The organism is Bradyrhizobium sp. CAR08, from assembly GCF_052871955.1.
In genome coordinates this window covers 117247-143447 of sequence record NZ_JBIXJX010000007.1, presented here as the reverse complement: position 1 = coordinate 143447, position 26201 = coordinate 117247, and the positions used below count along the sequence as shown (strand labels likewise).

The window sequence follows — 26201 nt, the reverse complement described above, 5'->3', positions numbered from 1 at the left end:
ATTGGAAGCTATGAGAGCGGCAAGACAGCGGGACGAGAAATCCGGCGCTATGAGGCCGCTTTCCGTACATCGAGCACGGCCTGGGCCCATTCGGCCGGCCGCTCCTGCGGTAAATTGTGGCCGGCCCCTGTAAAGACGCGCCGCTCGAAAAAGCCCACGAATTTGCCTGCGTGGTGAGCGGTGCCGGAATTGACGCCGTCGCTGTCACCGTCGATCGCGATGGTCGGTACCCGAACCGGGGGCTGGGCGGCGAGCTTCGCCTCGATCGCGGCATAGGCGGGATCGCCCGCGACCAGCGCGTAACGATGTCGATAGGAGTGGATCACGACATCGACGAAATCGGGATTGTCGAACGAGATGGCGCTGGTCTCGAACGTCGCGTCGTCGAAGGCCCATCTCGGCGACCACATCGACCAGAGCTGGCGCGCAAAACCGCGCCGGTTGCGCTCCAGCGCACGGCGGCCGCGTTCGTTGTGGAAGAGATATTGATACCAGAGTGCCGCCTCCTCCGGTGGCGAAGCCGGCTCCATCGAGCGCGCGATGTTCTGGATGTTGTAGGAATTGCCCGAGACGAGCGCGATCACGCGCTCCGGATGCAGCACCGAGACCACGCAGGCTGCGCGCCCGCCCCAGTCGTAACCGCCGACGACCGCGCGCGCAATTCCAAGCGCATCCATGAAGGCCAGCAGATCGGCGCCCAGCGCCGCCTGCTCGCCGGAGCGCAACGTCGCAGCGGAGCGGAATCGCGTCGGCCCGTAGCCGCGCAGCCAGGGCATCAGCACCCGCGCGCCTGCTTGCGCCATGATCGGCGCAGTCTCGGCATAGGCGTTCACGTCGTAGGGAAAGCCATGACCCATGATGCAGGGCCAGCCGTCCGGCGCGCCGTATTCGCGATAGGCGATGTCGAGGATATCGGTGGTGACCGTTTTTTGTTGCATTAGAAAGCGGAGCTATTTTTGCGGCCCGGATAACGTGATGTCACGTTCGGCGCGGAACACGTTGCTGTAGAGGTTGGCGATCCACTGCCGACCGATCTCGGTCTTGTTGAGGTAACCGATCTCGGTCTGGATGTGCGGCGCGACGCTATTCCAATAGAACTGCGGATAGCGGTTCACGATGTCGGCCGGCGAATCGTAGCCGAGCTGGCGGTTGATGCCGACTTCCTCGAACTCGTAGTAGAGCGCATTGGCCTTGCGCAGATAATTGGGGTCGCCGAGCTGGCCGATGAAGTCGGCCGCGCGCAGGATCGAGGCCTCGTCGTCATAGTCCTGGCCTTCCCGGGCCGGAAACCGGGTGCCCTCGATGGCGCGGGCGATGCGCTCCGGATCGAGCCCCGGAATGTGTCGCAGCCGCCGCGAGACATAAAGCTTGGAACGGTCGACATGATACATCATCAGGCTTGCATCCGAGGCGCCGCGCGGCAGTGACACTTTGGTGCCGGCTGCATCGATGACGAAGCCATCGGTGTCATCCTCCTCGAACAGGCCGCGCACATAGCCGATGTCATGGGCCAGGCAGGCGATCAGGACATGGACATAGTCTTCCGCCGACAGATGGGCGTGAAGATATCGGCCGCTGAGGATGGAGTGACCCGCCAGCGTCACCAGCATCGTATGCTCGATATTGTGATAAAGCGCGTCGCTATTGCCGATGCATTCCATCGCCGTGCGGGTTGCGCTCTCGACGATGCGCGCAGAGGGCTCGTCGAACCGACGACGCATGAACGAGCCCAGCAATTTTTCAAGGGAGTCCGCCGCCAGTTTCGGTAACGTCATCATGGATGCAGCCCCGTCTGTCGGTGGTTTTCCACGCCAATTCCCGACATCTCATTCTCGTCCTCGACGCAGGCGCCAGCATAGCCCATCTTGGCCGACTGGCCAAACCCGGGGGCGCAAACTCGGAAATATGTTGCGGTTTGTGCCCCGCGATATCGCGGTTGCGTGCGGACCCGCCACACCCGGGATGGGTGTCGCGGGCAGGACCCGCAATCATTCCACCAACAGCACGTCGACGGCGACGTCGAGCTTCTGCTTCGGCGAGCCGACGATGATGCCGTCGACCGGCGAAACGTCGGAGAAGTCGCGGCCGACTGCGAGCACGATATGGTCGCCAGCAACCATAAGATCGTTGGTCGGGTCGAAATCGACCCAGCCAAGCTCGTCCCCGCACCACAGCGACACCCAGGCATGGGTGGCGTCGGCGCCCTGCAGGCGCGGCTGGCCCGCCGGCGGAATGGTGCGCAAATATCCGCTGACATAGGCCGCGGGCAGGCCCAGCCCGCGCAAGCCCGCGATCATCACATGGGCAAAATCCTGACAGACGCCATGGCGCTTGACGAAGACCTCGTTGAGCGGCGTCGAGATCACCGTCGCCTTGGGGTCGTAGCGAAATTCGGTGCGGATGCGACGCATCAGATCGACCGCCCCGGCAAGGATGCCCGCGCCGGGCGCAAAGCTTTCCGCCGCATAGGCGCTGACCGGTCCCAGCACCGGCACTAGCGGGCTCGCAAAGACATAGCCGACCGGCGAGGACGGCCCGAGGCTCGTCGCCTCGAAGGCGATGTCGCGAATGTTCTCCCAGGCCGGGCTGACAGCGGCGCGCGCCGGCGGCTGGCGCGACACCTTCACGCGAGAGCGGGAATCGATGCGCAGGGTGCGATGCGCGGCCTCGATCACGACACTCTCGGTCAGGGTGCCGAAGAAATCGCGCCGGACGCTACGCTCTGCGGGGCGCGGACGGATCTCGACCTTATGCGAAATCAGCTCCTGGCCATGGCCGCTCCTCGGCTCCAGCCGCAGCGTGCAGCGCGCGAAGCTGACCGGGCTCTCGTATTCGTAGGTGGTGACGTGACGGATATCGTAGATCACGCCAGCCCCGTCAGCTTTTCCGGCCGGCTCGCATTGGGACCGTGCGGGAAGTAGTGCTGCCCGACCGCCTCGGCGAGGCTGAGCAGATCCTGCTCCAGGGCGAACAGCGTCTTGACCTCGAGCTTCTCGGCCTGCGCGGTCGCGAGCATCGCCTGCAGCGCGACCGCAAGCCGCTGCGGCTTCTCGATCAGGCCGTGCTCCTTCAGGCTCGGCAGTGCGGCGATGTGTTCGTTCAGCGTCGTCACCTGGAACGCCACGGAACGCGGATTGTAATTGTCGAGCACGGCGAGGTCTCGCACCGGCGCCAGGATCGGCGCCAGCAGATAGCGCGAGCGGTAGGTGATTTGGCAATCCACCAGCGTCAGCAGGATATCGAGATCCTCGTCGCCGGCCTCGTCATAGGCAAACTGCCGGGCAAAGCGCGTGGTGTTGATGGCGCGCTCGGTGCGCCGACCGATATCGAGGAAGCGCCAGCCGGCGGCGCGGTTCATGTTCTCATGCGCAAGGCCGGCAAAGCTCGCGAGCTCCTGCAAGGTCAACTCGGCCGCGCTCAGCACGCTGTCGTCGTCCTCGACCTCGACGGCCAGCCGCTCGACCATCTCGGTGATGACTTGCCAGGCATCGGGCGACAGCCGCTCGCGCAAGGAGGTCGCCGTGCGCTGGGCCGCGCGGACCAGCGACAGTGCCGAGCCGAAACGCTCCGGGCTCTGCAGCGCTTCGGCAACGATGCGGCCGGGCGCCGCGCGCGAGGTCTGCGAGATCGCGCCCCAGGTCACCAGCAGGCGCTGGATACGCTCCGCCGATTGCAGCGAGGCCGCGGTGCCCTTGTTGGGCCCGCTCGGCGAGCCCAGCGCCCGCACCAGCCGCAGCGTCGCCTCGGCGCGTTCGAGATAGCGGCCGAGCCAGAACAGATTGTCGGCGGCGCGACTCGGCAGCACGCCGGCGATCCGGCGGATGCGCACCTTGTCGACCGCAGGCAGCAGCGTCGCGGTCGAGACCTGCTTGTCCGAGACCACCCAGACGTCGGCGGAGCGCGCGCCGTCGCCCATCGACACCGCGCGCGCATCCGGCTGCTCGGCGATCCGGCAGAAGCCGCCGGGCATGATGGCCCAGCCGTCCGGCGTCGCGGCTGCGAACACGCGCAGCACGAAGGGACGCGGCGTGATTTGCCCCTGTTCCCACACCGGCATGGTCGAGAGCCGCACCACCTCCTGGCCGACATAGTCCATGCCGCGCGCAGCGATGGCGTCGCTCAGGCGCCGGCGCCCGGCGGCGTCGAGTTCGCTCGCGAGCACCGGACCGTTGCTGTCGAAACCGGGAACGCCGCGCCGATACGCGCCTTCGATCGCGACCTCGTCGAGCCGCGACAACACTTCGTCGCGCGCCGAGCGCTGGCCGCACCACCAGGTCGCGATGTGCGGCATCTTCAGCTCTTCGCCGAGCAGCCGGCGGCTGAGCGCCGGCAGGAAGCCGAGCATCGCGCGCGCCTCGAGGACACCCGAGCCCGGCATGTTGGCGACGACGACGCCGTCCTTGCGCAGCACGTCGATCAGGCCGGGGACGCCCAGCCGTGACGAGGCATCGAGCTCGAGCGGATCGAGCGAATTGGAATCGACACGGCGCAGCAGCACGTCGAGGCGCTTGAGGCCTGCAACCGTGCGGATGTGGATATGATTGTCGCTGACGGCGAGATCGTCGCCCTCGACCAGCAGGAAGCCGAGATAGCGCGCCAACGTCGCGTGCTCGAAATAGGTCTCGCTGAAGCTGCCCGGCGTGAGCACGCCAATCCGCGGCTCGTCGCGGTCGGCGCGCGCCCGAAGACTGTCGCGAAACGCCTCGAAGAACGGCGCGACGCGCGGCACGTTCATCGACTTGTAGAGGTCCGAGAAGGCGCGCGAGAGCACCAGGCGGTTCTCCAGCGCATAGCCCGCACCCGACGGCGCCTGCGTGCGATCGCCGAGCACCCACCAGCGTCCGTCGGGCCCGCGGCCGACATCGGCGGCATAGAGCGAGAGATAGCGCCCGCCCGGCGGCGGCACGCCGCAGGCGGGACGGAGATATTCGGGGCTCCCCGCGATCGCGGCCGCCGGCAGCGCGCCTTCGGCGACGAGGCGGCCCTCGCCATAGATGTCACGCAGCACGAGCTCGAGCAACTCGGCGCGCTGGGTGATGCCGTCGGACAGCTGCTTCCAGTCGGCCTCGTCAATCAGCAGCGGCAGATGGCTGATCGACCAGGGCCGGTCGGCGCTCTCGCCGGGCGCGCGATAGGTGACGCCGGCCTCGCGGAGATGACGGTCGGCCATGCCAAACCGCCGCTCAACCTCATCGGGCGCGAGCGCACCGAAGGCATCGAAGAAGCGGCTCCAGACCGCGCGGGGCTTGCCGTCCGGGCCGAGAAACTCGTCGGGGATGTCGGGCAGGCGCCTGTAGTCGCGGACCCATTGCGCGAAGCGGCGCTGGCCTTCGCGCTGGCCATCACGTTGACCTTGCGCCTGACCCGCCTTGTCGTCCTCTTCGGCTGCGCCCTCGGCCATGCGCCACTCCCTGCCCCGGCATCATACTCATTGCAGGAGCGGGGTCCGCAAGTCGAGGGTCAGCGGAAACTCATTTGTGCGTTCCTCGGGCGGCGGCTGCATCGGACCCGGCGTATGGCCATGGTCCTGGAAGCGCGCCAGCCGCCGCGCCTCGGCCTCGTAGGTGTTGACGGGCTTGGTGTCGTAGCTGCGGCCGCCCGGATGGGCGACATGATAGACGCAGCCGCCGAGCGAGCGGCCGTTCCAGGTGTCGATGAGGTCAAAGGTCAGGGGCGCATGAACGGGAATGGTCGGGTGCAGGCCTGAGGCCGGCTGCCAGGCCTTGAAGCGGACGCCGGCCACGGCTTCACCAGAGCGGCCGGTGGCGGTCATCGGCAGGCGGCGGCCGTTGCAGGCGACGATATGGCGGCCCGCGACGAAGCCTTCCGCCTTGACCTGAAGCCGCTCGACCGACGAGTCGACATAGCGCACGGTGCCGCCGGCCGAGCCCTCCTCGCCGAGGACGTGCCAAGGCTCCAGCGCCTGCCGCAGCTCCAGCGTCACGCCGCCATGATGGATGCGGCCGAACGCGGGGAAGCGGAATTCGAGCTGGGCCAGATACCATTCAGGCTCGAACGGATACCCGGACTGCTTCAACTCGGTGAGCACTTCGAGGAAATCCTCCCAGATGAAGTGCGGCAGCATGAAGCGGTCGTGCAGCGCGGTGCCCCATCGCACGAACTTGCCTTGTTGCGGCTCGCGCCAGAATTTTGCGATCAGCGCGCGGATCAGCAGCTGCTGCGCCAGCGACATGCGTGGATCCGGCGGCATTTCGAGCGCGCGGAATTCAACGAGACCGAGGCGGCCGGTCGTGCCGTCCGGTGAATAGAGCTTGTCGATGCAGATCTCGGCGCGATGGGTGTTGCCGGTGATGTCGACGAGGAGATGCCGGAACAAGCGATCTACCAGCCACAGCGGCGCCTGAGTGCCCGGCGGCGGCACGTGCGTGAGCGCGACCTCGAGCTCGTAAATGCTGTCGTGGCGGGCTTCGTCGATGCGCGGCGCCTGGCTGGTCGGGCCGATGAACAGGCCGGAGAAGAAATAGGACAGCGACGGATGCCGCTGCCAGTGCAGCACCAGGCTCTTCAACAGATCAGGCCGGCGCAGGAACGGCGAGTCCTGCGGGCTCGAGCCGCCGACCACGACGTGATTGCCGCCGCCGGTGCCGGTGTGGCGACCATCGACCAGGAAGCGATTGGCACCGAGGCGTGTCTTGCCGGCATCCTCATAGAGCCCGACGGTGATGTCGACCGCCTCGCGCCAGTTCTTTGCCGGCTGGACGTTGACCTCGATCACGCCGGGATCGGGCGTCACCTTGATGACGTCGACACGCGGATCGAATGGCGGCGGATAACCCTCGACATGGACCTGGAGCTGCATCTCCTCGGCAGTCGCTTCGAGCGCCGCGATCATCTCGAGATAATCCTCGATCTGCTCGACCGGCGGCATGAAGGCGCAGAGCACGCCGTCGCGGACCTCGACCGACATCGCGGTGCGGACGGGGACCGAGGTGTTGAGCTGTTCGGGCTCGAGCCGCTCCGGCGCGTCCGGACGCGCCGGAAGGCTGAACACCGGCAGCTTGCCGCGGGCCTCCATCGGATCCCGCTCGACGATGTAGGGATACTGATCGGGCGGGACATAGCCGAGCGAGTCCAGCGGCAAGCGCAGGCCGAGCGGCGAATCGCCCGGCATCAGGAACAGATGACTGCGCCGGAGCTGCCAGCGCTCGCTGCGCCAGCGTGGCGCCGCATTCCAGCGCTGCACCGGCAGCACGAAGCCGCGAGGGTTGTTGAGCCCCTGTTCGAACACCCGCGCCATCCGCGCGCGGGCCTCCGGATCGGACAATTTGGAATCGGAAGGATCGACGTTGACGGGAAGCTCGGATTCCTTCTGCAGCCAGTACGCGGTGTCCTCATAGGCTGGCATGATGTAGCCGGGATCGAGCCCGAGCCGCAGCGCCGTGCCCTCCACGAACGCCTGGACGTCCTTGGCCTGCGCCGACCGCGGATTTTCGATGCTGGCGATGAGGTCGGCATTCTTCCAGATCGGCACGCCGTCCTTGCGCCAGTACAGGCCAAACGCCCAACGCGGCAGGCTTTCGCCGGGATACCATTTGCCTTGCCCGAAGTGCAGCAGGCCGCCGGGTCCGAAACGCGCGCGCAGGCGACGGATCAGATCGTCGGCGAGCCCGCGCTTGGTCGGGCCGACGGCGTCCGTGTTCCACTCGGCGCCTTCGAGATCATCGACGGAGACGAAGGTCGGCTCGCCGCCCATGGTCAGACGCACGTCCTGCGCCGCAAGATCGCCGTCGACCTGCTCGCCGAGATCGTTGAGCCGTATCCAGGATTCGTCCGAGAACGGTTTTGTGATGCGCGGCGCCTCGCGAATGCGCTTGACGCTCATGTCGAAGGCGAATTCGACCTCGGCAAAGCCCGCGCCGCCGGAGATCGGCGCGGCCGAGCGGTAGTGCGGTGTCGCGGCGACCGGGATGTGGCCCTCGCCCGCGAGCATGCCCGAGGTCGCGTCGAAGCCGATCCAGCCCGCGCCCGGCAGGTAGACCTCGGCCCAGGCGTGCAAATCGGTGAAATCGTTCTCGACCTCCGGCGGCCCCTCGATCGGATCGATGTCGGGACGGACCTGGATCAGATAGCCGGAGACGAAACGGGCGGCGAGACCGAGGTGCCGGAAGGTCTGGATCAGGAGCCAGGCGGAGTCGCGGCACGAGCCGGCCGCGGAGGAGAGCGTCTCCTCCGGCGTCTGCACGCCCGCTTCCATGCGGATGACGTAGCCGATCCTTTTCTGCAGCTCCCTGTTGAGATCGACCAGGAAGTTGACGGTGTTCGGGGCTTCGTGCGGGATCGTGTCGAGATATTTCGCGAACAGCCGATCGGGCTTGACGGTCTCGAGATAAGGCGCGAGTTCGGTCTTGAGATCTTGCGTATATTCGAACGGAAAGCTGTCGGCATAGGGCTCGACGAAGAAGTCGAACGGATTGACCGTGGTCATCTGCGCCGTGAAATCGACCTCGATCTTGAGCTCGGTCGTCTTCTCCGGGAAGACGTAACGCGCGATCCAATTGCCCAGCGGATCCTGCTGCCAGTTCACGAAATGATTGGCCGGAGTGACCTTGAGCGAATAACTCAGGATCGGCGTGCGGGTATGCGGCGCCGGCCGCAGACGGATGGTCTGCGGGCCGAGATCGATCGGACGGTCGTATTTGTAGTGCGTGACGTGGTGTAGTGCGACGTAGATCGACACGGGGTGCGGTACTCCAGCAGCTTTTTTGAGCAGAACACCGCTGGTGACCTCGATCAAGCATTAACAACGGGCAGAGGGTGCCTAGGAAGTATCCGCCATAGCCCACCCGTAGCCTGGATGGAGCGAAGCGTAATCCGGGGTTCTTCACCCGCAGACTGACTTGTCCCGGATTGCGCTTCGCTCCATCCGGGCTACGAAGTCCCCTTACATCGTCGCGCCCAGCACCCAGGGCGCGAACTCGGCGCCGCCGAAATCAAAACTCTCGCTCTTGGTGGGCTGGCCCGACGCGGTCTTGAGGATGAGATCGAAAATGCGCTGGCCGCATTGCTGGACGCTCTCCTCGCCTTCGAGGATGGTGCCGCAATTGACGTCCATGTCCTCTTCCATGCGCTTGTACATGGGCGTGTTGGTGGCGAGCTTGATCGAGGGCGCCGGCTTGCAGCCGAACACGCTGCCACGGCCCGTGGTGAAGCAGACCAGATTGGCGCCGCCGGCGACCTGCCCGGTCGCGGCGACCGGATCGTAGCCGGGGGTGTCCATGAACACGAAACCCTTCTTGGTGATGGGTTCGGCGTAGCGCAGCACCTCGACGAGGTTGGTTGTGCCGGCCTTCGCCATCGCGCCGAGCGACTTCTCCAGAATGGTGGTGAGGCCGCCGGCCTTGTTGCCCGGGCTGGGATTGGCGTTCATCTCGGCGCCTTCGCGCGTCGTGTATTCGTCCCACCAGCGCATGAGATCGACCAGCTTCTCGCCGACCTCGCGGCTGACGGCGCGGCGCGTGAGCAAATGTTCGGCGCCATAGGTCTCCGGCGTCTCCGACAGGATCACGGTGCCGCCGTGACGTACGATGAGATCGCTGGCCGCACCCAGCGCCGGATTGGCGGAAACACCGGAATAGCCGTCCGAACCGCCGCATTGCAGCGCCACGGTCAATTCGCTCACCGGAACGGACTCGCGCTTGACCTTGTTGGACTCCGCGAGTGCCTCGCGCACGAAGGCAATTCCGGCTTCCACCGTCTTGCGGGTGCCGCCGACCTCCTGGATGTCCATCGCACGCAGACGTCCCGCGAGCTTCTGCTCCTCCATCAGGCCGCCGATCTGGTTCACCTCGCAGCCGAGGCCGAGCACGATCACATGAGAGAAGTTCACGTGCCGTGCATAACCACCGAGCGTGCGGCGGAGCAGCGCTAAGGGCTCGTTCTGCGTCATGCCGCAGCCGGTCTTGTGGGTCAGCGCGACCACGCCGTCGACATTGGGGAAGTCGGCCAGCGGATTGTCGCCGGTGAACGGATTCTTCTTGAAGACGTCGGCGACGAGGCTTGCGACATGCGCGCTGCAATTCACCGAGGTGAGGATGCCGATGTAGTTGCGCGTGGCGACGCGGCCGTCCGGACGGCGGATGCCTTCGAAACTCGCCGGCAGATCGAAATTCGGCGTCGGCTTGACGTCGACGCAATAGGCATAGTCCTTGGCGAAATCGCCCATGCCGCAGTTCTGCACGTGCACGTGCTGGCCCGGCGCGATCGGCACCGTCGCAAAGCCGATGATCTGGCCGTAGCGTATCACCGGCTCGCCCAATGCGATCGGCTTGATCGCGACCTTGTGGCCGGAAGGAATGCGCTCGACCGTCGTCACGCCGTCGGCCACCAATGTTCCCGGCGGCAAGCTCGCGCGCGCGATCAGCACGCCATCATCGGGATGCAGGCGAATGACGGGGCTGATGGTCATGGGAGGTCTCCTTCAGACGAATAGTGAGTAGCGAGTGGCGAATGGAAAAGGGGAGCAGCTCATTCGCTACTCCCCATCGCCATTCGCGAGTTCTCAGGCCTTGCCACCGGAATCCTTCCGGGTGGCGTTGACCTGCATCTTGGCGTAGGTCGTCATCAGGCCGACCTCGTTCGAGAGCGTCACCAGCTTGAAGCCCATGTTGATGGCGCGCGCGGCACCTTCGGCGCCGCTGCAATGGATGCCCGGATTGAGGCCGCGCTTGCCGCACTCCTTGATGATCTTCTCGTAGATCGCAAGGATCTCGGGCTCGGTGCGATCGAGCTTCGGTTCGAGGCCGTAGGAGAAGCCGAGGTCGGACGGGCCGATATAGACGCCGTCGATGCCTTCGACGTCGAAGATCGCTTCCATGTTCTCGACCGCGGTTTTGGTCTCCATCATCGGCAGCAGCACGATGTCGTCGTTGGCCGTCTTCTGGTAGGAGCCCGCGGTGCCGTACATGCCGGCGCGGATCGGGCCGTTGGAGCGGACGCCCTTCGGCGGGTACTTGGCATAGGAGACGAGGTTCCTGGCTTCCTGCGGCGTGTTGACCATCGGGCAGATCACGCCATAGGCGCCGCCATCGAGCACCTTGCCGATGATGCCGGGCTCGTTCCAGGGCACGCGGACCATCGGCGTGATCGGATGCTTGTCCATCGCCTGGAAGCACTGCACCATCGACAGATAATCCTGCACGCCGTGCTGCATGTCGACGGTGACGCTGTCGAAGCCGCATTGCGCGATCATCTCGGCCGAGAAGCCGGAGGGAATCGCGAGCCACGCGTTGACCACGGCCTTGCCCGACTTCCAGATTTCCTTGACCTTGTTCGCCACGTTGCCTTCCTTCTTTGTTTTGGACCTTCGTCACCATGACGAGCGCCGCGACAGCACGATGCCGTTATTAGCGCGAACCCGACCGCCGCGCTACGCTCGCGATGACGCAAGCTGTCACTGGCAAAGGCGGCGCAATCCGTCCCGGCGCGCCGATTTTTGCGCATCGGCTGCGGGGCACTTTGAGCGAAAAAATGCGGCGATGTCCATGATTGTTGCCGCGCGCTCGCGCATATCTGCTTTCACTCCTCGGCACTTGCCTCCTCGCCCGCGCCGAGCCCTGCGAGACTTTGTTCGAGCTCGCTGAGCATCTCCTGCAATTCGACGAGCTTGCGTGCGCCAAAGCGGCGCGTGATCTCGGCATAAATCGCTTCGGAGGACGGCGCGACGGAAGCCATCAGCTTCACGCCCTTTTCCGAGATCGAGACCATGCTGCGGCGCTGGTCCGCCTTGGCGGTCTTGCGCTCGATCAGATTGCGCGCCTCGAGATCACGCAGGATGCGCGACAGGCTCGGGCCGAGCAGGAACGCGGTGCGCGCGAGTTCCGTGACCTCGACCGTGTCGATCGCCGCGAGCGCGCGCAGGATGCGCCATTGCTGCTCGGTCAGGCCATGCGTGCGCAGCGAGGGACGGAATTGCCGCATCACCGCCTCGCGTGCCCGCAGCAACGACATCGGCAGCGAACGCGAGAAGTCGCGCATCGGCACCTGCCGCACGGCGGGCTCACTTCCGTTCGCAGGATCAGCCGGTCTCTTCGTCATGACGCCCTTTCAAGCCGCGAAACGTTTGCAGTGCAGCAAGCCAATTTGCGATTGACGCATTCACTTAACATGTTAAGTATCTTCCGGCACGACGATTTGTAAGATTACACATGGCGCTTTCAAACGACGATATCCGAGCTTGCGCGAACCGTCTGCACCACGCGGAAAAGACCCGTACGCAGATCCGGCAGCTCTCGCAGGACTTTCCCGACATCAGCATCGCTGACGCCTACGCGATTCAGAAGGCCTGGGTCGACGTCAAGGTCGCCGAGGGGCGCATAGTCCGGGGACACAAGATCGGCCTGACCTCGAAGGCGATGCAGAGCGCGCTTGGCATCAACGAGCCGGATTCCGGCGTATTGCTCGACGACATGTTCTTCGCCGATGGTGGCCTCGTCCCGACGGAGCGCTTCATCGCGACGCGCGTGGAAGCCGAGCTCGCCTTCGTCATGAGCAAGCGCCTCGCGGGCCCCGACTGCACACTGTTCGACGTGCTCAACGCCACCGACTTCGTGGTGCCGGCGCTGGAGATTCTGGACACGCGGATCGAGCGCGTCGATCCCCAGACCAAGGCGACCCGAAAGATCTTCGACACCATTGCCGACAACGCGGCCAATGCCGGCATCGTGCTCGGCGGACGGCCGATCCGCCCGCTGGACGCGGACCTGCGCTGGATCGGCGCGCTCTGTTTCAAGAACGGCCAGCTGGAAGAGACCGGCCTTGCCGCCGGCGTGCTCAATCATCCCGCGACTGCAGTCGCCTGGCTCGCCAACAAGATCGCACCGCTCGGCCTTGCGCTTGAGCCCGGGCAAATCGTGCTCGCCGGCTCTTTCATCCGTCCGATCGAGACCCGCAAGGGCGACACAATTCAAGCCGATTATGGCGCCTACGGCTCGGTGAGCTGCTACTTCGCTTAGACGACCAAAAAGACAGGGAGTGAAACCGCGATGCCGCATTTCACGATCGAATATTCGGCCAATCTCGACGACCGCCTCGACATCGGCGCGGCGTGCGAGGTGGTGCGCAAGGCTGCGGTCGAGACCGGCATCTTCCCGCTCGGCGGCATCCGCGTCCGCGCTGTCAAATGCGAGCATTATGCGATTGCGGACGCGCGGCAGGACTACGGCTTTCTCGACATGGTGCTGCGCATCGGCGAAGGCCGCGATCTGCCAACCCGCAAGAAAGCCGGCGAACAAATCTTCCATGCGCTCTCCCGCCATCTTGATCCCGTCTTCGCAAGCTCGAAATTCGCGCTCTCGTTCGACATGCAGATCAACGACAAGGATACGAGCTGGAAGCGCAACAACATCCACGACGCCCTGAAAGCGGAGGCCGCCCATGGATAAGCCCACGCCGAAAACCGACGTATTCCAGGCCAATCGCGACCGCATCGCACCGCTGCTGAAGACGCTGCGTGCCGACGGTATCGGCCACATGATCGACGGCAAGATCGTGCCGTCGATCTCCGGCGAGACGTTCGAGACGAAATCGCCGGTCGACGGCGCGACGCTGGCGAGCGTCGCCCGCGGCAATGCCGAGGATGTCGATCGCGCCGCCACCGCTGCCGCGCTGGCCTTCAAGTCCTGGCGCGACATGGGACCGGCGATGCGGAAGAAGCTGCTGCATCGGGTCGCCGACGCCATCGAGGACAATGCCGAGGACATCGCGGTGCTCGAATGCATCGACACCGGCCAGGCCTATCGCTTCATGGCCAAGGCCGCGATCCGCGCCGCCGAGAATTTCCGCTTCTTTGCCGATCGATGCGGCGAGGCGCGCGACGGCCAGAACACACCGAGCGACGAGCATTGGAACGTCTCGACGCGCGTGCCGATCGGCCCGGTCGGCGTGATCACGCCGTGGAATACGCCGTTCATGCTCTCGACCTGGAAGATCGCCCCTGCCCTCGCGGCCGGCTGCACCGTCGTGCACAAGCCGGCGGAGTGGTCGCCGGTCACGGCGGCCATTCTTGCGAAGCTCGTCAAGGAAGCCGGCGTGCCCGACGGCGTGCTCAATACCGTACATGGCTTTGGCGAAGAGGCCGGCAAGGCATTGACCGAGCATCCCGCCATCAAGGCGATCGGCTTCGTCGGCGAAAGTTCGACGGGCTCGGCGATCATGGTTCAGGGCGCGCCGACCTTGAAGCGCGTGCATTTCGAACTCGGCGGCAAGAACCCGGTGATCGTGTTCGACGACGCCGATCTCGACCGCGCGCTCGATGCGGTCGTGTTCATGATCTACTCGCTCAACGGCGAGCGCTGCACGTCGTCGAGCCGCTTGCTGATCCAGGCCGGCATCGCCGAAAAATTCGTCGAAAAGCTGACCGCACGGGTGAAAGCGCTGAAGGTCGGCCATCCCCTCGATCCCGCCACCGAGATCGGGCCGCTGATCCACGAACGTCATCTCGCGAAGGTCTGCTCCTATTTCGACGTCGCACGCCAGGACGGCGCGACGATTGCCGTCGGCGGCAAGGCCTATGATGGCCCGGGCGGCGGATATTATGTCGAGCCGACCCTGGTGACCGGCGCACACGGCAAGATGCGCGTGGCGCAGGAAGAGGTGTTCGGCCCCTTCCTCACCGTGCTGCCCTTCAAGGACGAAGCAGACGCGATCGAGATCGCCAACGACATCCGCTACGGCCTGACCGGCTATGTCTGGACCAACGATGTCGGCCGCGCGTTGCGTGTCGCGGATGCGCTGGAAGCCGGCATGATCTGGCTGAACTCGGAAAACGTCCGCCATCTGCCGACGCCGTTCGGCGGCATGAAGGCCTCCGGCATCGGCCGCGACGGCGGCGATTACTCGTTCGATTTCTACATGGAAACCAAGCACGTCTCGCTGGCGCGGGGCACGCATAAGATTCAGAAGCTGGGAATCTAACGCCCGCGGTTCCTCGGCGCGCGGAGCGCCAACGAGGAATGGCTGGGTCTAGAGAGGGGAAACGCAATGCCCGTACCGCAACATATCTTCGAGCCGCCGTTCAACATCATCCGCTCCAGCCACGCCGTGCTGGACGTCACCGACCTGAAGCTCAGCCGCGAGTTCTATGAAAGCGTTGTCGGCCTGCATGTCGAGGACGCCGACGACAAGGTCGTCTACTTGCGCGCCGCCGAGGAGCATCAGCATCACTCGCTGGTGTTGCGCAAGGCGGCCGCGCCTGCCTGCAACCGCCTCGGCTTCAAGGTCGGCAACGACGGGGATCTGGACAAGGCTGCGAAGTTCCTGTCCGAGAACGGCCTTGGCTACGCCTTCGTCGATCAGCCGTTCCAGGGCCGCACGCTGCAGTTCACCGATCCGTTCGGCTTCCAGATCGAGCTATATGCGTCGATGGACCGGCGGCCGCATCTGCTGCGCCGCTACGATCTCTACAGGGGCTGCCATCCGCAGCGGCTCGACCATTTCAACGTGTTCGCCGCCGAGGTGCAGGACACCGTCGAATTCTATGCCCGGCTCGGCTTTCGCCTCACCGAATACGCCGAGGAGGACGGGCCGAACGGGCGCATAGCCGCGGCCTGGATGCATCGCAAGGGCAATGTCCACGACTTTGCCATCACCAACGGCAAGGGCCCGCGGCTGCACCACTTCGCGTACTGGACGCCGACGGCGATGAACATCATCCATCTCTGCGATGTCATGGCCTCGCAGGGCTTCGTGAAGAACATCGAGCGGGGCCCCGGCCGCCACGGCATCTCGAATGCGTTCTTCCTTTATGTTCGCGACCCCGATGGCCACCGGCTGGAGCTCTACACCAGCGACTATTTCACCGGCGATCACGACCACGAGCCGCTGCGCTGGTCGCTGCGCGATCCGCGCCGCCAGACATTGTGGGGCGCGCCGGCCCCGCGCTCGTGGTTCGAGCAGGGCTCGCCGTTCGCCGGGCAAGCCGTGCGCGAGCCGAAGTTCGTGGCCGACGTGCTGGTGGCGGATTAAGCAATGAATCTCCCTCGCCTCGCCACCTATTCCGTCAACGGCGCCGTCAGCTACGGCGCCGTCGTCGACGGCGGCATTGTCGATCTCTCCGCGCGCCACGCCAAGGATTATCCGACGCTGCGCGAGGTGATCGCCGCAGGAAAGCTCGCGAGCCTCGCCGAAGAGGCCGCCGGCCGCACGCCCGATCACGCGCTCGGTGACATCATCTGGCTGCCACCGGTGCCCGCGCCGGAAAAGATCATCTGCATCGGCGTCAATTATCCCGACCGCAATGCCGAGTACAAGGACGGCCAGGACGCGCCGAAATATCCGAGCATGTTCATGCGCTCGCCGCGCTCCTTCGTCGGCCACGACACGCCGCTGGTGCGCCCGCGCGCCTCCGCGCAGCTCGACTATGAGGGCGAGATCGTGCTGGTGATTGGCAAGCAAGGCCGGCACATTCCGGAAAGTTCGGCGCTCGATCACGTCGCCGCGCTGACGCTCTGCAATGAAGGCTCGGTGCGCGACTGGCTGCGCCATGCCAAGTTCAACGTCACGCAGGGCAAGAACTTCGATTCCAGCGGCAGCCTCGGCCCGTGGCTGGTGCCCTACACGCAGGAATCGCAGGTCGCCGACATCCGCCTCACCACGCACGTCAATGGCGAGCTGCGGCAGGACGACCGCACCAGCCGATTGATGTTTCCGTTCCGCTATCTCATCAGCTATATCTCGACCTTCGCGACGCTCGTTCCCGGCGATATCATCGTCACGGGCACGCCGACCGGCGCCGGGGCACGGTTCGATCCGCCGCGCTATTTGAAGCCTGGCGATGTCGTCGAGGTCGAAGCCGAGGGCATCGGAACCTTACGCAACGGCGTCGTCGACGAAGCCTGAACACCGATTGAAATGGAATAGTGCCATGACCACCCTCACCGGCGGCGAAGCAATCGTAAGCGGCCTCGTCGCCCACGGCGTCGACACCGTGTTCGGCCTGCCTGGCGCGCAGGTCTACGGCCTGTTCGACGCCTTCCACCAGGCGCAGCTCAAGGTGATCGGCGCGCGGCACGAGCAGGCCTGCGGCTACATGGCGTTCGGCTATGCGCGCTCCAGCGGCAGGCCCGGCGTGTTCAGCGTGGTGCCCGGCCCCGGCGTGCTCAACGCTAGCGCCGCGCTGCTCACCGCGTTCGGCTGCAACGAGCCGGTGCTATGCGTCACCGGCCAGGTGCCGATGCAGTTTCTGGGCAAGGGCCGCGGCCATCTGCATGAGATGCCGGACCAGCTCGCGACCTTGCGCACCTATGTGAAATGGGCGGATCGGATCGAATATCCCGGCAACGCGCCGACCACCGTCGCGCGCGCCTTCCAGGAGATGACGTCCGGACGGCGTGGCCCCGCTTCGGTCGAGATGCCCTGGGACGTCTTCACCCAGCGCGCCGACACCGCGGCTGCGCAAGTGCTGGAGCCGCTGCCCGCGCCGCAGCCCGACCCTGACATGATCAAGCAAGCGGCCGCGCTGATCAGGAACAGCAAGGCGCCGATGATCTTCGTCGGCAGCGGCGCGATCGAGGCGCGCGAGGAGCTTCTCGAACTCGCCGAGATGATCGACGCCCCTGTTGTCGCCTTCCGCAGCGGCCGCGGCATCGTCTCCAACGCGCATGAGCTCGGCCTGACCATGGCGGCAGCTTACAAGCTGTGGCCGACAACCGATTTGATGATCGCAATCGGCACGCGCGCCGAGCTGCCGGCATCGGGCTTCCGCTGGCCGTATCAGCCGAAGGGGCTGAAATCCATTCGTGTCGATATCGATCCGGCCGAGATGCGCCGGCTCGCCTCCGATGTCGCTATCGTCGCCGACGCCAAGGCGGGCGCAGCCGATCTCGTCACAGCCGTGAAGAAGGCCGGCTATGGCAGGACCAGCGGCCGGCGGGGAGACATCCGCGAGGCGGCCGCAACGGCGCAAGCCGAGATCCAGCGCATCCAGCCGCAGATGGCGTATCTCAACATCCTGCGCGAGGTGCTGCCGGCGAACACGATCGTGACCGATGAATTGTCGCAGTTCGGCTTCGCCTCCTGGTACGGCTTCCCGATATACGAGCCGCGCACCTTCATCACATCCGGCTATCAGGGCACGCTCGGCTCGGGCTTCCCGACCGCGCTCGGCGCCAAGGTCGCCAATCCCGACAAGCCGGTGGTGGCGATCACCGGCGACGGCGGCTTCATGTTCGGCGTGCAGGAGCTCGCCACCGCCGTGCAGTTCAACATCGGCGTGGTGACGCTGGTGTTCAACAACAACGCCTATGGCAATGTCCGCCGCGACCAGCGCGAGCGCTTCGACGGCCGCGTTGTGGCGTCCGATCTGGTCAATCCGGATTTCGTCAAGCTGGCGGAGTCCTTTGGCGTCGCATCCGCGCGCGTCACCGCGCCTGACCAGTTCAAGGCGGCGATGGAGAAGGCGCTGGCCCATGGCGGGCCTTATCTGATCTCGGTGGAAGTGACGCGGGATTCGGAAGTCAGCCCGTGGGCGTTCATTCACCCGCCGAAGCCGTAAACGAAGCATCGTCGTTCCGGAACTCTTTCCTTCTCCCCTTGCGGGAGAAGGTGGATCGCTGACGCGCAGCGGCGGCGAGACGGATGAGGGGCTGTCTCCGCGGATGGAGACCCCTCATCCGCCTTCCCTTTCGGGAAGGCACCTTCTCCCACAAGGGGAGAAGGAAGATCAGCGCGTCCTGCGGAACGTCAGATTGACCCGCTTGCGGCCGAGCAACGCATGCTCGCCGTCGGCGAGCGGCGCGACGCCGTGATAGGCCAGCCTGCTAGGGCCGCCCCAGGCCACGACGTCGCCATGCACCAAGCGGTAGCGGCGCGGCTTGTCGCTGCGTGCCATGCCGCCGAACAAGAAAGTCGCAGGCAGGCCGAGCGAGACCGAGACGATCGGCGCCGAATAATCCAGCTCGTCCTTGTCCTGATGCAATGACAGCCGCGTGCCGGGCTCGTAGCGATTGACCAGGCAAGCATCGGGCGCAAAGCCAGTAAAGCCGCCCTGCTCCGCCGCGCGGCGCGCGAGATCGCGGAGCACCGGCGGCATCGCCGGCCATGGTGCCCCGGTTCGCGGATCAACGGGATCATAGCGATAGCCGGTATGATCGGTGATCCAGCCGCGCTCACCGCAATTGGTCATGGCCACCGACATTAGATGCCCGCCGGGCGTGGTCATGCGCCGGAACGGCGACTGCGCCACGATGGCGCGCACCGCATCGATCAACTCGCTTTCGATCGGCTTGACGAAGCCGCGCAGCAGCACGGCGCCGTCGGCGATCTTCTCGCGCGACGGCTGAGCTTCGGCGACATTATCGAACAAATCCGCCATCAGCGGCAGCGTTTATTTCGCATCGTGAAAGATCACACCCAGCGTGTAGCGCTGGCCAGAGCGAATCCGGCTGACGCCATGGCGGAGATTAACGCGGTAGGTGCCGCGTGTCCCCTGCACTGGACGATGATGCACAGCGAAGGCAACGGCGTCGCCCTGCGCGAGCGGAACCACTTCGGCGCGGGACTGCATGCGCGGGCGTTGCTCGGTCAGCACGAACTCGCCGCCGGTGAAATCGCGTCCCGGCTCGGACAAGAGGATCGCGACCTGGAGCGGGAACACGTGCTCGCCATAGAGATCCTGATGCAGGCAGTTGAAATCGCCGGCCTCATATTGCAACAGCAGCGGCGTCGGCCGCGTTTGGCCTGCCTCGTGGCATCGTTTCAGGAACGCGGCGTGAGTGGCGGGATAGCGAATGTCGATCCCCATCGCCTCGTTCCAGCGATTGGCGACGCCCTGGAGATGCGCGTAGAGCGCCGGGCGCAACTGCGCGATCAGATCGGGCAGCGGATAGGAGAAATATTTGTATTCGCCGCGGCCAAAGCCGTGGCGGCCCATGACGATACGGCTGCGGAAGTTGGTGTCGTCGGGATAGAGCGCGGCGACGGCGCGGCACTGCTCCGGCGTGAGCAGGCCCTTCAGGACGGCGGAGCCGTGGGTGTCGAGCTCGCCGGTGATTTGCGGCCAGTCGAGGGCATCGACATGGGCGGCAGTATCCGCTGACGGGGATTGAGGCGATTTGCGTGCTGTTGCTGTCATGGCTCTGACCTTCGCAAGACCGCCCCGTCCTCTACCACCCGATTTCCGTCTCTCTCCTCGTCATTGCGAGCGGAGCGAAGCAATCCAGAATCCCTCCGCGGAACCAGTCTGGATTGCTTCGTCGCAAGGGCTCCTCGCAATGACGGCGGAGAGAGTTCCGCTCGCAATGACGGCAGGAGAGATCTTAGCCCCTCACGGGCAGCGTCACCACGTCATAGCCGTGCTTGATCGTGCGCTTCAGCACCGGGTCTTCCAGCTCGAAATCGAAACGGGCGGCCGGGCGGATACCGCCTTTCGCCGCAAACGTACCGCCGAACATGGCGCAGCCGTCGGGAAATTCTCCACCCTCGAAACCGCGCGCGATCAAGTCGGCGACCGGCAGCATCGCGTCGAGCGTGCCCTCCTGGTAGAGCACGCGCTCGCCCTTGATGGTGGCCCAGGAGCGCAGGATCATCCTGTCCCAATGGCCGATGACGTCCTCGAGCTCCCACAGCGTGGAGGTGATCGGCTTGTCGCACATCTGCTTGGACACCGTGACGTTGTAGGCCTCGACCTTGCGGTCGGTGTGGTCGGAGCCACAGCCGACGAAAATGCGGCCCTGCCAGCCGATCAGCACGAACTCGACCTCGCCGCTGGAATCGCCGCCGGTGCATTCGATGCTGTCCTCCTGCGTCAGCCGCCGCGCCGAGGCACGGTAGTAGATCGGCGTCGAAGCCGGCGGGGCGATACCCATCTCCTGCAGCTCGGCAATGTGCTTGTCGCGCGCGACCGGATCGCGGCCGGTCCAGCCGGCGATGACCATCTGGTCGATCGCCAGCGTCAGCGGCGTGGTGGTGTCCTGGGCGTCAACGGTGAAGGTCAGGTCAAACACGAATTACGGCCTCCATGCCGGCAGCAAGCTCGAAGATACGGCGGTCCGATCCGCCCGCGCCCGCCAGCATCAGGCCGACGGGAATTTCGCCCTCGCGATGCGCCGGCAGCGAGATGGCGCAACCGTCGATCATGTTGATCAGGGTGCAATTGCGGAGCGCCCGCAGGTTTTCCCTGGTGAACTCCTTGTCGTCGGCGAGATCGGCGATTTTCGGCGGCGTGTTGGCGGTGGTCGGCAGCACCAGCGCGTCATAGGGCGCGATCCGCGCATTGACGCGGGCGATCAGCGAGCGGCGCTCGTTGAGAAGATCGATGTAGTCCGCCGCGCTCTGCGCCTCGCCGCGCATGATGCGCACGGAGACTCGGGGATCGTAGACGTCACCCTTGGATGTGAGGAGGTAGCGGTGCCAGGCGTAGCTTTCGGAAGCCGCAAAGCCGCCCTTGGCGTTCATCGGTCCGATGTCGTGGAATTCGGCCATCTCCATGCGCTCGATGATCGCGCCGTGATGGGCAAGGCTCTTGAGCGCACGCTCGAATGTCCCGGCCACAGCCGCGTCGAGGTCATCGAGCGCGATCGTGGTCGGCACCGCCAGCCGCATGCCCTTGACAGGTCGCGGATTCAGCGGGCCGATCAGCTCGTTGGCGAGCACGGCATCGAGAATGGCACAGCAACTGACCGATCGTGCCAGCGGCCCGATGCTGTCGAGCGAGAACGACAGCGGCACAGCCCCGTCGAGCGGCACGCGCCGCTGCGTCGGCTTGTAGCCGACGATGCCGTTATAGGCCGCCGGAATCCGGCAGGAGCCGCCGGTGTCGGTGCCGAGCGCGCCATGCGCCATGCCGTCGAGCACGGAGACCGCGGCACCCGAGGACGAACCGCCGGGCACGTGGCCCTCGGCCCGGTTCCAGGCGCCCTTTGGCGTGCCGTAATGCGGATTGATGCCGATGCCGGAATAGGCGAACTCGGTCATGTTGGTGCGCCCGATCACGACGAAGCCGGCCTTGCGCAGCCGCGCTACCGTGGGGGCATCCTGCTCGGCCGGCGAGGAATCATCGAGCGCGCGGGAGCCGGCGCGCGTCACCTGGCCCTTGATGTCGAAGAGATCCTTGATCGAGACCGGGATACCGGCGTAGCGCGACGGCGCCGCCTTCACCTTGCGCAAACCGTCCATCGCATCCGCCGCCACAAGCGCGGCGTCCCTGTCCACATGGATGAAGGTACGCTGCCCCTCGCCGGCCGGATCGGCGATTTTGGCGATGCAAGCCTCGACCAGCTTGCGGGAGCTGGTGCGGCCGCTTTCGAGGTCTTCGGCGAGCTTCTTCAGTGTCGAAAAATCGGGCATGTCTGTCTCACGGAATATTTGCGCGCAATGTATAGCGCTGCCTCACTTCGACACAAGCATTGTGCGCATGATGGCATGCATGCGCATTGCTGGACCGTTGACGCGCCATGGTCGATTGTCGCATCAAGATCGCAACAGCCGGGCTTCGCTTGGCCTTGGGAGGACCTGCCGAGATGGCCGAACCGCATCGCGCGCGACCGAAACCGACGCCGGAGACCCAGCATTTCTGGGACGGCACCAAGGCGGGCGAGTTGCGCCTGCAGCGCTGCGACGCCTGTGCGCATGTCTATTTCCCGCCGCGCCCGTTCTGCCCGTCCTGCGCCTCGCGCAAGGTCAGCATCTTCAAGGCGAGCGGCAAGGGCATTCTCTACAGCTACGTGATCAACCACCGTCCCGCCGCGCCCGGCTTCACGCCGCCTTACGCGATTGCGGTAGTCGAGCTCGAAGAGGGACCGCGGATGATGAGCAACATCATCGACTGCCCGCAGACACCGGAGGCGCTCGAACTCGACATGAAGCTCGAGGTGGCCTTCGAGGCGCTCGACGACAAGATCACCCTTCCCGTATTCCGTCCGGCGAAGGGGTAAGCCCATGCGCAGCAATCAGGTTGCCGTCGTCGGCGCGGCCGAGACCACCGAGCTCGGTGTCATCCCCAACGCCTCGCAGCTCCAGCTTCACGCGGATGCGGCGCTCAATGCCATTGCCGATGCCGGGCTGAAGCTGTCCGACATCGATGGTTTCGCCACCGCCGTCGAAACGCCGCAGCAGGTCTGCCACTATCTCGGCATCAAGCCGACCTGGGTGGACGGCACCTCGGTCGGCGGCTGCTCCTTCATGCTGCACGTCCGCCATGCCGCCGCAGCGATCGAGGCCGGCCTGTGCAAGACGGTGCTGATCACCCATGCCGAGAGCGGCAAGTCGATGATCGGCAAGGCGCCGCGCTCGATTCCTGCCGACAGCCTGCAAGGCCAGTTCGAGGCGCCGTTCGGTGTCTACGGCCCGCCCAGCATGTTCCCGATCCCCGTGCTTCGCTTCATGAAGACCTATGGCATCACGCACGAGCAGCTCGCCTCGGTCGCAGTGGTGCAGCGGGAGTGGGCGGCGAAGAATCCGCGCGCGATGATGAAGGATCCCATCACGGTCGCGGACGTCCTCAACTCGCGCATGATCGCCTATCCGTTCCGCCTGCTGCAATGCTGCCTCGTCACCGACGGCGGCGGTGCGCTGATCCTGACCTCGGCGGACCGTGCCAGGGATTTTCCGCGCAAGCCCGTCTACATCATGGGCACCGGCGAGAGCGTGGAGACGCCGATGGTCAGCCAGATGGAGACGTTCAACTCCTCGCGCGCGTTCAAGACCGCGGGGCCCCTCGCCTTCAAGGAGGCCGGCATCGCGCATAAGGACGTCGACCATCTCATGATCTACGACGCCTTTGCGCATCTGCCGCTGTTCGGCCTCGGCGACCTCGGCTTCATGCCGCACGAGGAGACCGGAAAGTTCATCGCCGACGGCAACACGCGGCCCGGCGGCAAGCTGCCGCTCAACACCAATGGCGGCGGCCTGAGCTACATGCATTCGGGCATGTACGGCATGTACGCGCTCCAGGAGAGCGTGCGGCAGATGCGCGGTATCGCGCCGGCGCAGGTCGCCAACGCGAAGATTTCGGTGTGTCACGGCGTCGGCGGCATGTTCGCCGCGTCGGGCACGATCGTGTTTACGAACGAGAGGTAATCCACATGACGAAATCACTGCAAGACAAGGTCATCATCGTCACCGGCGCAGGCCGCGGCATCGGGCGCGAAATCGCGCTGCTCTGCGCCGGCGAGGGCGCCAAGGTCGTCGTCAACGATCCCGGCGTCGCCGCGGACGGCGCTGGCACCAGCGCCGCGCCCGCCGAGGAAGTGGTCGAGGAGATCAAGAAGCGCGGCGGCACCGCCGTCGCCAATTTCGAGTCGGTGGCCGAAGCCATCCCCGCCAGCAAGATCGTGAAGACCGCGACCGATCATTTCGGCCGGCTCGACGGCGTGGTCAACAATGCCGGCATCCTGCGCGACATGATCTTCCACAAGATGAGCGTGGAAGCCTTCGAGGCCGTCATCAAGGTGCATTTGATGGGCTCGTTCTACGTCAGCCACGCCGCGGCGCGGATCTTCCGCGAGCAGGAGTCCGGCTCGTTCGTGCACTTCACCTCGACCTCCGGCCTGATCGGCAACTTTGGACAAGCCAATTACGCCGCCGCCAAGCTCGGCATCGTCGGCCTGTCGAAGTCTATTGCGCTCGACATGGGCCGCTTCAACGTTCGCTCCAACTGCGTCTCGCCGTTCGCCTGGACCCGCATGATCGGGACCATCCCGACCGAGACCGAAGCCGAGAAGGCGCGCGTCGAGAAGATCAAGCAGATGGGCCCGGAGAAGATCGCGCCGGTCTGCGCCTATCTGCTCTCCGATGCCGCCAAGGACGTGTCCGGGCAGATCTTCGGCGCGCGCATGAACGAGCTGTTCCTGTTCAGCCAGAACCGTCCACTGCGCTCGGTGCACCGGAGCGAGGGCTGGACGCCGCAATCGATCGCGGAACACGGCATGCCGGCGCTGAAGGGATCATTCTACAAGCTCGACCGCTCCGCCGACATCTTCCCGTGGGATCCCGTGTAAGGATCCCGTCGAGCCGCACTTCCGGCATTCCTGCTCTGCGATCTCCGGCTGCCTTGTCCGGAGATCGCTCCGCTTTACGCCCGATTGCTGGCGGATCATTTCCTCCCAACACAACTTTGGGAGGAAACCATGACAAGAATGCTGACCGACTCCGACGACACGACTGCAGGCAGCGGCCTCGCCCGCCGCACGCTCCTCAAGGGCGCCGCGACCGTTGCCGCATCCGCCCTGCTCGCCTCACGCGCGGACGCCCGCGACTTCGGCGCCAATGCCGAGCCGCAGCGCTATCCCGATCCTGACATCATTGCCATCGATCCCAAGCGCTTCAAAGCGAAGGTCGGCAACACCGCAATCAAGCGGCTCTATACCGGCTGCCTGTGGGCGGAAGGGCCAGCGTGGAATGCGCAAGGGCAATATCTGGTCTGGAGTGACATCCCCGCCAACCGGCAGCTGCGCTACCTCGATGACGACGGCCACATCTCCGAGCAGTTCCACAAGCCGTCGAACGAGGCCAACGGCAACTCGTTCGACACCGAGGGGCGCCAGCTCAGTGCCGAGCGCACCCGGCTCGTCCGCTACGAGCACGACGGTTCGGTGACGACCCTGGCCGAGCAGGCCGGCGGCAAGCCGCTCAACGGCCCCAACGACATGGTGGTGCATCCCAACGACAAGGCGATCTGGTTCACCGATCCCGGCTACGGCGCGATCAGTATCTACGAGGGCAAGCTTGCCAATACCGGCTCGCTGCAGCCCCATCAGAAGGAAGCGGTTTATCGCATTGATCCGCAGAGCGGCCAGGTCGCGAAGGTGGCCGACGAGCCGTTCAAGCCGAACGGCATCGCTTTTAGTCAGGACTACAAGAAGCTCTATGTCTGCGACACCGGCATCACGCATTATCCTGAAGCCAAGAACGTGGTGTGGTCGTACGACATCGATGGGGCGAAGCTTTCGAACCCGAAGAAGCTGATCGACATGACGCTCGACGGCAAATCAGGCTTCCCCGACGGCCTGCGCGTCGACACCGAAGGCAACATCTGGGTCGGCGCCGGCTGGGTCGGCCCCGGCTATGACGGCGTGCAGGTGTTCGCGCCAAACGACGGCGCGCGCATCGGGCAGATCCTGTTGCCCGAGACCTGCGCCAACGTCTGCTTCGGCGGCAAGAAGCGCAACCGCCTGTTCATGACCGCGAGCCAGTCGCTCTATGCGGTGTATGTGGAGACGCAGGGCGCGCATTTCTGTTGAGTGCAGCGA

General features: G+C 65.3%; 22 protein-coding genes. 10 read left to right on the top strand and 12 right to left on the bottom strand.

Annotated features, from left to right (window positions below; translation table 11 throughout):
• Positions 1–47 precede the first annotated feature (47 nt).
• From ACIPUD_RS16590 to hpaR, 8 genes are all read right to left on the bottom strand, one after another.
• The gene (locus ACIPUD_RS16590; RefSeq protein WP_446481165.1) at positions 48–938 is read right to left on the bottom strand and encodes an alpha/beta fold hydrolase; all 891 of its coding nucleotides are present in this window, start codon (positions 936–938) and stop codon (positions 48–50) included.
• A gap of 12 nt (positions 939–950) precedes the next feature.
• Positions 951–1778, bottom strand: a complete 828-nt coding sequence (locus ACIPUD_RS16585; RefSeq protein WP_026233269.1) for a metal-dependent phosphohydrolase — start codon at positions 1776–1778, stop codon at positions 951–953.
• 210 nt (positions 1779–1988) lie between these two features.
• A complete protein-coding gene (locus ACIPUD_RS16580) occupies positions 1989–2867 on the bottom strand; it encodes a transglutaminase family protein (RefSeq protein WP_018456943.1) in 879 nt (292 codons plus the stop codon).
• Complete coding sequence (locus tag ACIPUD_RS16575) at positions 2864–5401, bottom strand: circularly permuted type 2 ATP-grasp protein (RefSeq protein ID WP_018456944.1); 2538 nt, start codon at positions 5399–5401, stop codon at positions 2864–2866. The genes ACIPUD_RS16580 and ACIPUD_RS16575 overlap by 4 nt, the downstream gene beginning before the upstream one ends.
• A 27-nt stretch (positions 5402–5428) precedes the next feature.
• Complete coding sequence (locus ACIPUD_RS16570) at positions 5429–8698, bottom strand: transglutaminase family protein (RefSeq protein WP_247488103.1); 3270 nt, start codon at positions 8696–8698, stop codon at positions 5429–5431.
• A gap of 204 nt (positions 8699–8902) precedes the next feature.
• Complete coding sequence (locus ACIPUD_RS16565; protein ID WP_018456946.1) at positions 8903–10426, bottom strand: UxaA family hydrolase; 1524 nt, start codon at positions 10424–10426, stop codon at positions 8903–8905.
• A 93-nt stretch (positions 10427–10519) separates the two neighbouring features.
• Positions 10520–11296 carry an HpcH/HpaI aldolase family protein gene (locus ACIPUD_RS16560; protein WP_018456947.1) on the bottom strand — a complete coding sequence of 259 codons (777 nt, stop codon included), beginning with the start codon at positions 11294–11296 and terminating at the stop codon, positions 10520–10522.
• 239 nt (positions 11297–11535) lie between these two features.
• The gene (gene hpaR, locus ACIPUD_RS16555; RefSeq protein WP_018456948.1) at positions 11536–12054 is read right to left on the bottom strand and encodes a homoprotocatechuate degradation operon regulator HpaR; all 519 of its coding nucleotides are present in this window, start codon (positions 12052–12054) and stop codon (positions 11536–11538) included.
• Positions 12055–12164: 110 nt separating this feature from the next.
• On the opposite strand from hpaR, the gene hpaH reads away from it, so the two are divergent.
• The 6 genes from hpaH to ACIPUD_RS16525 all read left to right on the top strand — a co-directional run bounded on the left by hpaH (position 12165) and on the right by ACIPUD_RS16525 (position 18508).
• Positions 12165–12971 (top strand): 2-oxo-hept-4-ene-1,7-dioate hydratase, encoded by an 807-nt coding sequence (gene hpaH, locus ACIPUD_RS16550; RefSeq protein WP_018456949.1) that lies wholly within the window; start codon positions 12165–12167, stop codon positions 12969–12971.
• Between the two features lie 30 nt (positions 12972–13001).
• Complete coding sequence (locus ACIPUD_RS16545) at positions 13002–13400, top strand: 5-carboxymethyl-2-hydroxymuconate Delta-isomerase (protein ID WP_018456950.1); 399 nt, start codon at positions 13002–13004, stop codon at positions 13398–13400.
• Positions 13393–14931 (top strand): 5-carboxymethyl-2-hydroxymuconate semialdehyde dehydrogenase, encoded by a 1539-nt coding sequence (hpaE, locus tag ACIPUD_RS16540; protein WP_085352200.1) that lies wholly within the window; start codon positions 13393–13395, stop codon positions 14929–14931. The genes ACIPUD_RS16545 and hpaE overlap by 8 nt, the downstream gene beginning before the upstream one ends.
• Before the next feature lie 66 nt (positions 14932–14997).
• The gene (hpaD, locus tag ACIPUD_RS16535; protein WP_018456952.1) at positions 14998–15981 is read left to right on the top strand and encodes a 3,4-dihydroxyphenylacetate 2,3-dioxygenase; all 984 of its coding nucleotides are present in this window, start codon (positions 14998–15000) and stop codon (positions 15979–15981) included.
• A 3-nt stretch (positions 15982–15984) separates the two neighbouring features.
• Positions 15985–16854: a fumarylacetoacetate hydrolase family protein gene (locus ACIPUD_RS16530; protein ID WP_377827666.1), complete on the top strand. Its 870-nt coding sequence runs from the start codon at positions 15985–15987 to the stop codon at positions 16852–16854.
• A 25-nt stretch (positions 16855–16879) separates the two neighbouring features.
• Positions 16880–18508 carry a thiamine pyrophosphate-dependent enzyme gene (locus tag ACIPUD_RS16525; RefSeq protein WP_446481164.1) on the top strand — a complete coding sequence of 543 codons (1629 nt, stop codon included), beginning with the start codon at positions 16880–16882 and terminating at the stop codon, positions 18506–18508.
• Positions 18509–18676: 168 nt separating this feature from the next.
• Here the strand turns inward: ACIPUD_RS16525 and alkB are convergent, their stop codons facing one another.
• The 4 genes from alkB to ACIPUD_RS16505 all read right to left on the bottom strand — a co-directional run bounded on the left by alkB (position 18677) and on the right by ACIPUD_RS16505 (position 22299).
• Positions 18677–19330, bottom strand: coding sequence for a DNA oxidative demethylase AlkB (gene alkB, locus ACIPUD_RS16520; RefSeq protein WP_377830613.1), 654 nt, complete (start codon positions 19328–19330; stop codon positions 18677–18679).
• A gap of 9 nt (positions 19331–19339) precedes the next feature.
• Positions 19340–20086 (bottom strand): 2OG-Fe(II) oxygenase, encoded by a 747-nt coding sequence (locus tag ACIPUD_RS16515; protein ID WP_085352195.1) that lies wholly within the window; start codon positions 20084–20086, stop codon positions 19340–19342.
• A 184-nt stretch (positions 20087–20270) separates the two neighbouring features.
• Positions 20271–20957, bottom strand: a complete 687-nt coding sequence (locus ACIPUD_RS16510; RefSeq protein WP_446481163.1) for a DUF2848 domain-containing protein — start codon at positions 20955–20957, stop codon at positions 20271–20273.
• A complete protein-coding gene (locus ACIPUD_RS16505) occupies positions 20950–22299 on the bottom strand; it encodes an amidase (protein WP_446481162.1) in 1350 nt (449 codons plus the stop codon). Before ACIPUD_RS16505 ends, ACIPUD_RS16510 begins: the two co-directional genes overlap by 8 nt.
• A 173-nt stretch (positions 22300–22472) precedes the next feature.
• Between ACIPUD_RS16505 and ACIPUD_RS16500 the strand changes: the two genes are divergently transcribed.
• The 4 genes from ACIPUD_RS16500 to ACIPUD_RS16485 all read left to right on the top strand — a co-directional run bounded on the left by ACIPUD_RS16500 (position 22473) and on the right by ACIPUD_RS16485 (position 26192).
• Positions 22473–22886 (top strand): Zn-ribbon domain-containing OB-fold protein, encoded by a 414-nt coding sequence (locus tag ACIPUD_RS16500; RefSeq protein WP_446481161.1) that lies wholly within the window; start codon positions 22473–22475, stop codon positions 22884–22886.
• A 4-nt stretch (positions 22887–22890) separates the two neighbouring features.
• The gene (locus tag ACIPUD_RS16495) at positions 22891–24030 is read left to right on the top strand and encodes a thiolase C-terminal domain-containing protein (protein WP_085362325.1); all 1140 of its coding nucleotides are present in this window, start codon (positions 22891–22893) and stop codon (positions 24028–24030) included.
• Positions 24031–24035: 5 nt separating this feature from the next.
• Complete coding sequence (locus ACIPUD_RS16490) at positions 24036–24950, top strand: SDR family oxidoreductase (protein ID WP_007593675.1); 915 nt, start codon at positions 24036–24038, stop codon at positions 24948–24950.
• 129 nt (positions 24951–25079) lie between these two features.
• Entirely contained in the window at positions 25080–26192 is a 1113-nt protein-coding gene (locus ACIPUD_RS16485) for an SMP-30/gluconolactonase/LRE family protein (protein ID WP_026233273.1), read from the top strand.
• Positions 26193–26201 lie beyond the last annotated feature (9 nt).

Bases quoted from the DNA above. Each gene is read 5' to 3' on its own strand.
- ACIPUD_RS16590 (WP_446481165.1), bottom strand. From the start codon at position 938: ATGCAACAAAAAACGGTCACCACCGATATCCTCGACATCGCCTATCGC.
- ACIPUD_RS16585 (WP_026233269.1), bottom strand. From the start codon at position 1,778: ATGATGACGTTACCGAAACTGGCGGCGGACTCCCTTGAAAAATTGCTG.
- ACIPUD_RS16575 (WP_018456944.1), bottom strand. From the start codon at position 5,401: ATGGCCGAGGGCGCAGCCGAAGAGGACGACAAGGCGGGTCAGGCGCAA.
- ACIPUD_RS16565 (WP_018456946.1), bottom strand. From the start codon at position 10,426: ATGACCATCAGCCCCGTCATTCGCCTGCATCCCGATGATGGCGTGCTG.
- hpaR (WP_018456948.1), bottom strand. From the start codon at position 12,054: ATGACGAAGAGACCGGCTGATCCTGCGAACGGAAGTGAGCCCGCCGTG.
- hpaH (WP_018456949.1), top strand. From the start codon at position 12,165: ATGGCGCTTTCAAACGACGATATCCGAGCTTGCGCGAACCGTCTGCAC.
- ACIPUD_RS16545 (WP_018456950.1), top strand. From the start codon at position 13,002: ATGCCGCATTTCACGATCGAATATTCGGCCAATCTCGACGACCGCCTC.
- hpaE (WP_085352200.1), top strand. From the start codon at position 13,393: ATGGATAAGCCCACGCCGAAAACCGACGTATTCCAGGCCAATCGCGAC.
- hpaD (WP_018456952.1), top strand. From the start codon at position 14,998: ATGCCCGTACCGCAACATATCTTCGAGCCGCCGTTCAACATCATCCGC.
- ACIPUD_RS16530 (WP_377827666.1), top strand. From the start codon at position 15,985: ATGAATCTCCCTCGCCTCGCCACCTATTCCGTCAACGGCGCCGTCAGC.
- ACIPUD_RS16525 (WP_446481164.1), top strand. From the start codon at position 16,880: ATGACCACCCTCACCGGCGGCGAAGCAATCGTAAGCGGCCTCGTCGCC.
- ACIPUD_RS16515 (WP_085352195.1), bottom strand. From the start codon at position 20,086: ATGACAGCAACAGCACGCAAATCGCCTCAATCCCCGTCAGCGGATACT.
- ACIPUD_RS16505 (WP_446481162.1), bottom strand. From the start codon at position 22,299: ATGCCCGATTTTTCGACACTGAAGAAGCTCGCCGAAGACCTCGAAAGC.
- ACIPUD_RS16500 (WP_446481161.1), top strand. From the start codon at position 22,473: ATGGCCGAACCGCATCGCGCGCGACCGAAACCGACGCCGGAGACCCAG.
- ACIPUD_RS16495 (WP_085362325.1), top strand. From the start codon at position 22,891: ATGCGCAGCAATCAGGTTGCCGTCGTCGGCGCGGCCGAGACCACCGAG.
- ACIPUD_RS16490 (WP_007593675.1), top strand. From the start codon at position 24,036: ATGACGAAATCACTGCAAGACAAGGTCATCATCGTCACCGGCGCAGGC.
- ACIPUD_RS16485 (WP_026233273.1), top strand. From the start codon at position 25,080: ATGACAAGAATGCTGACCGACTCCGACGACACGACTGCAGGCAGCGGC.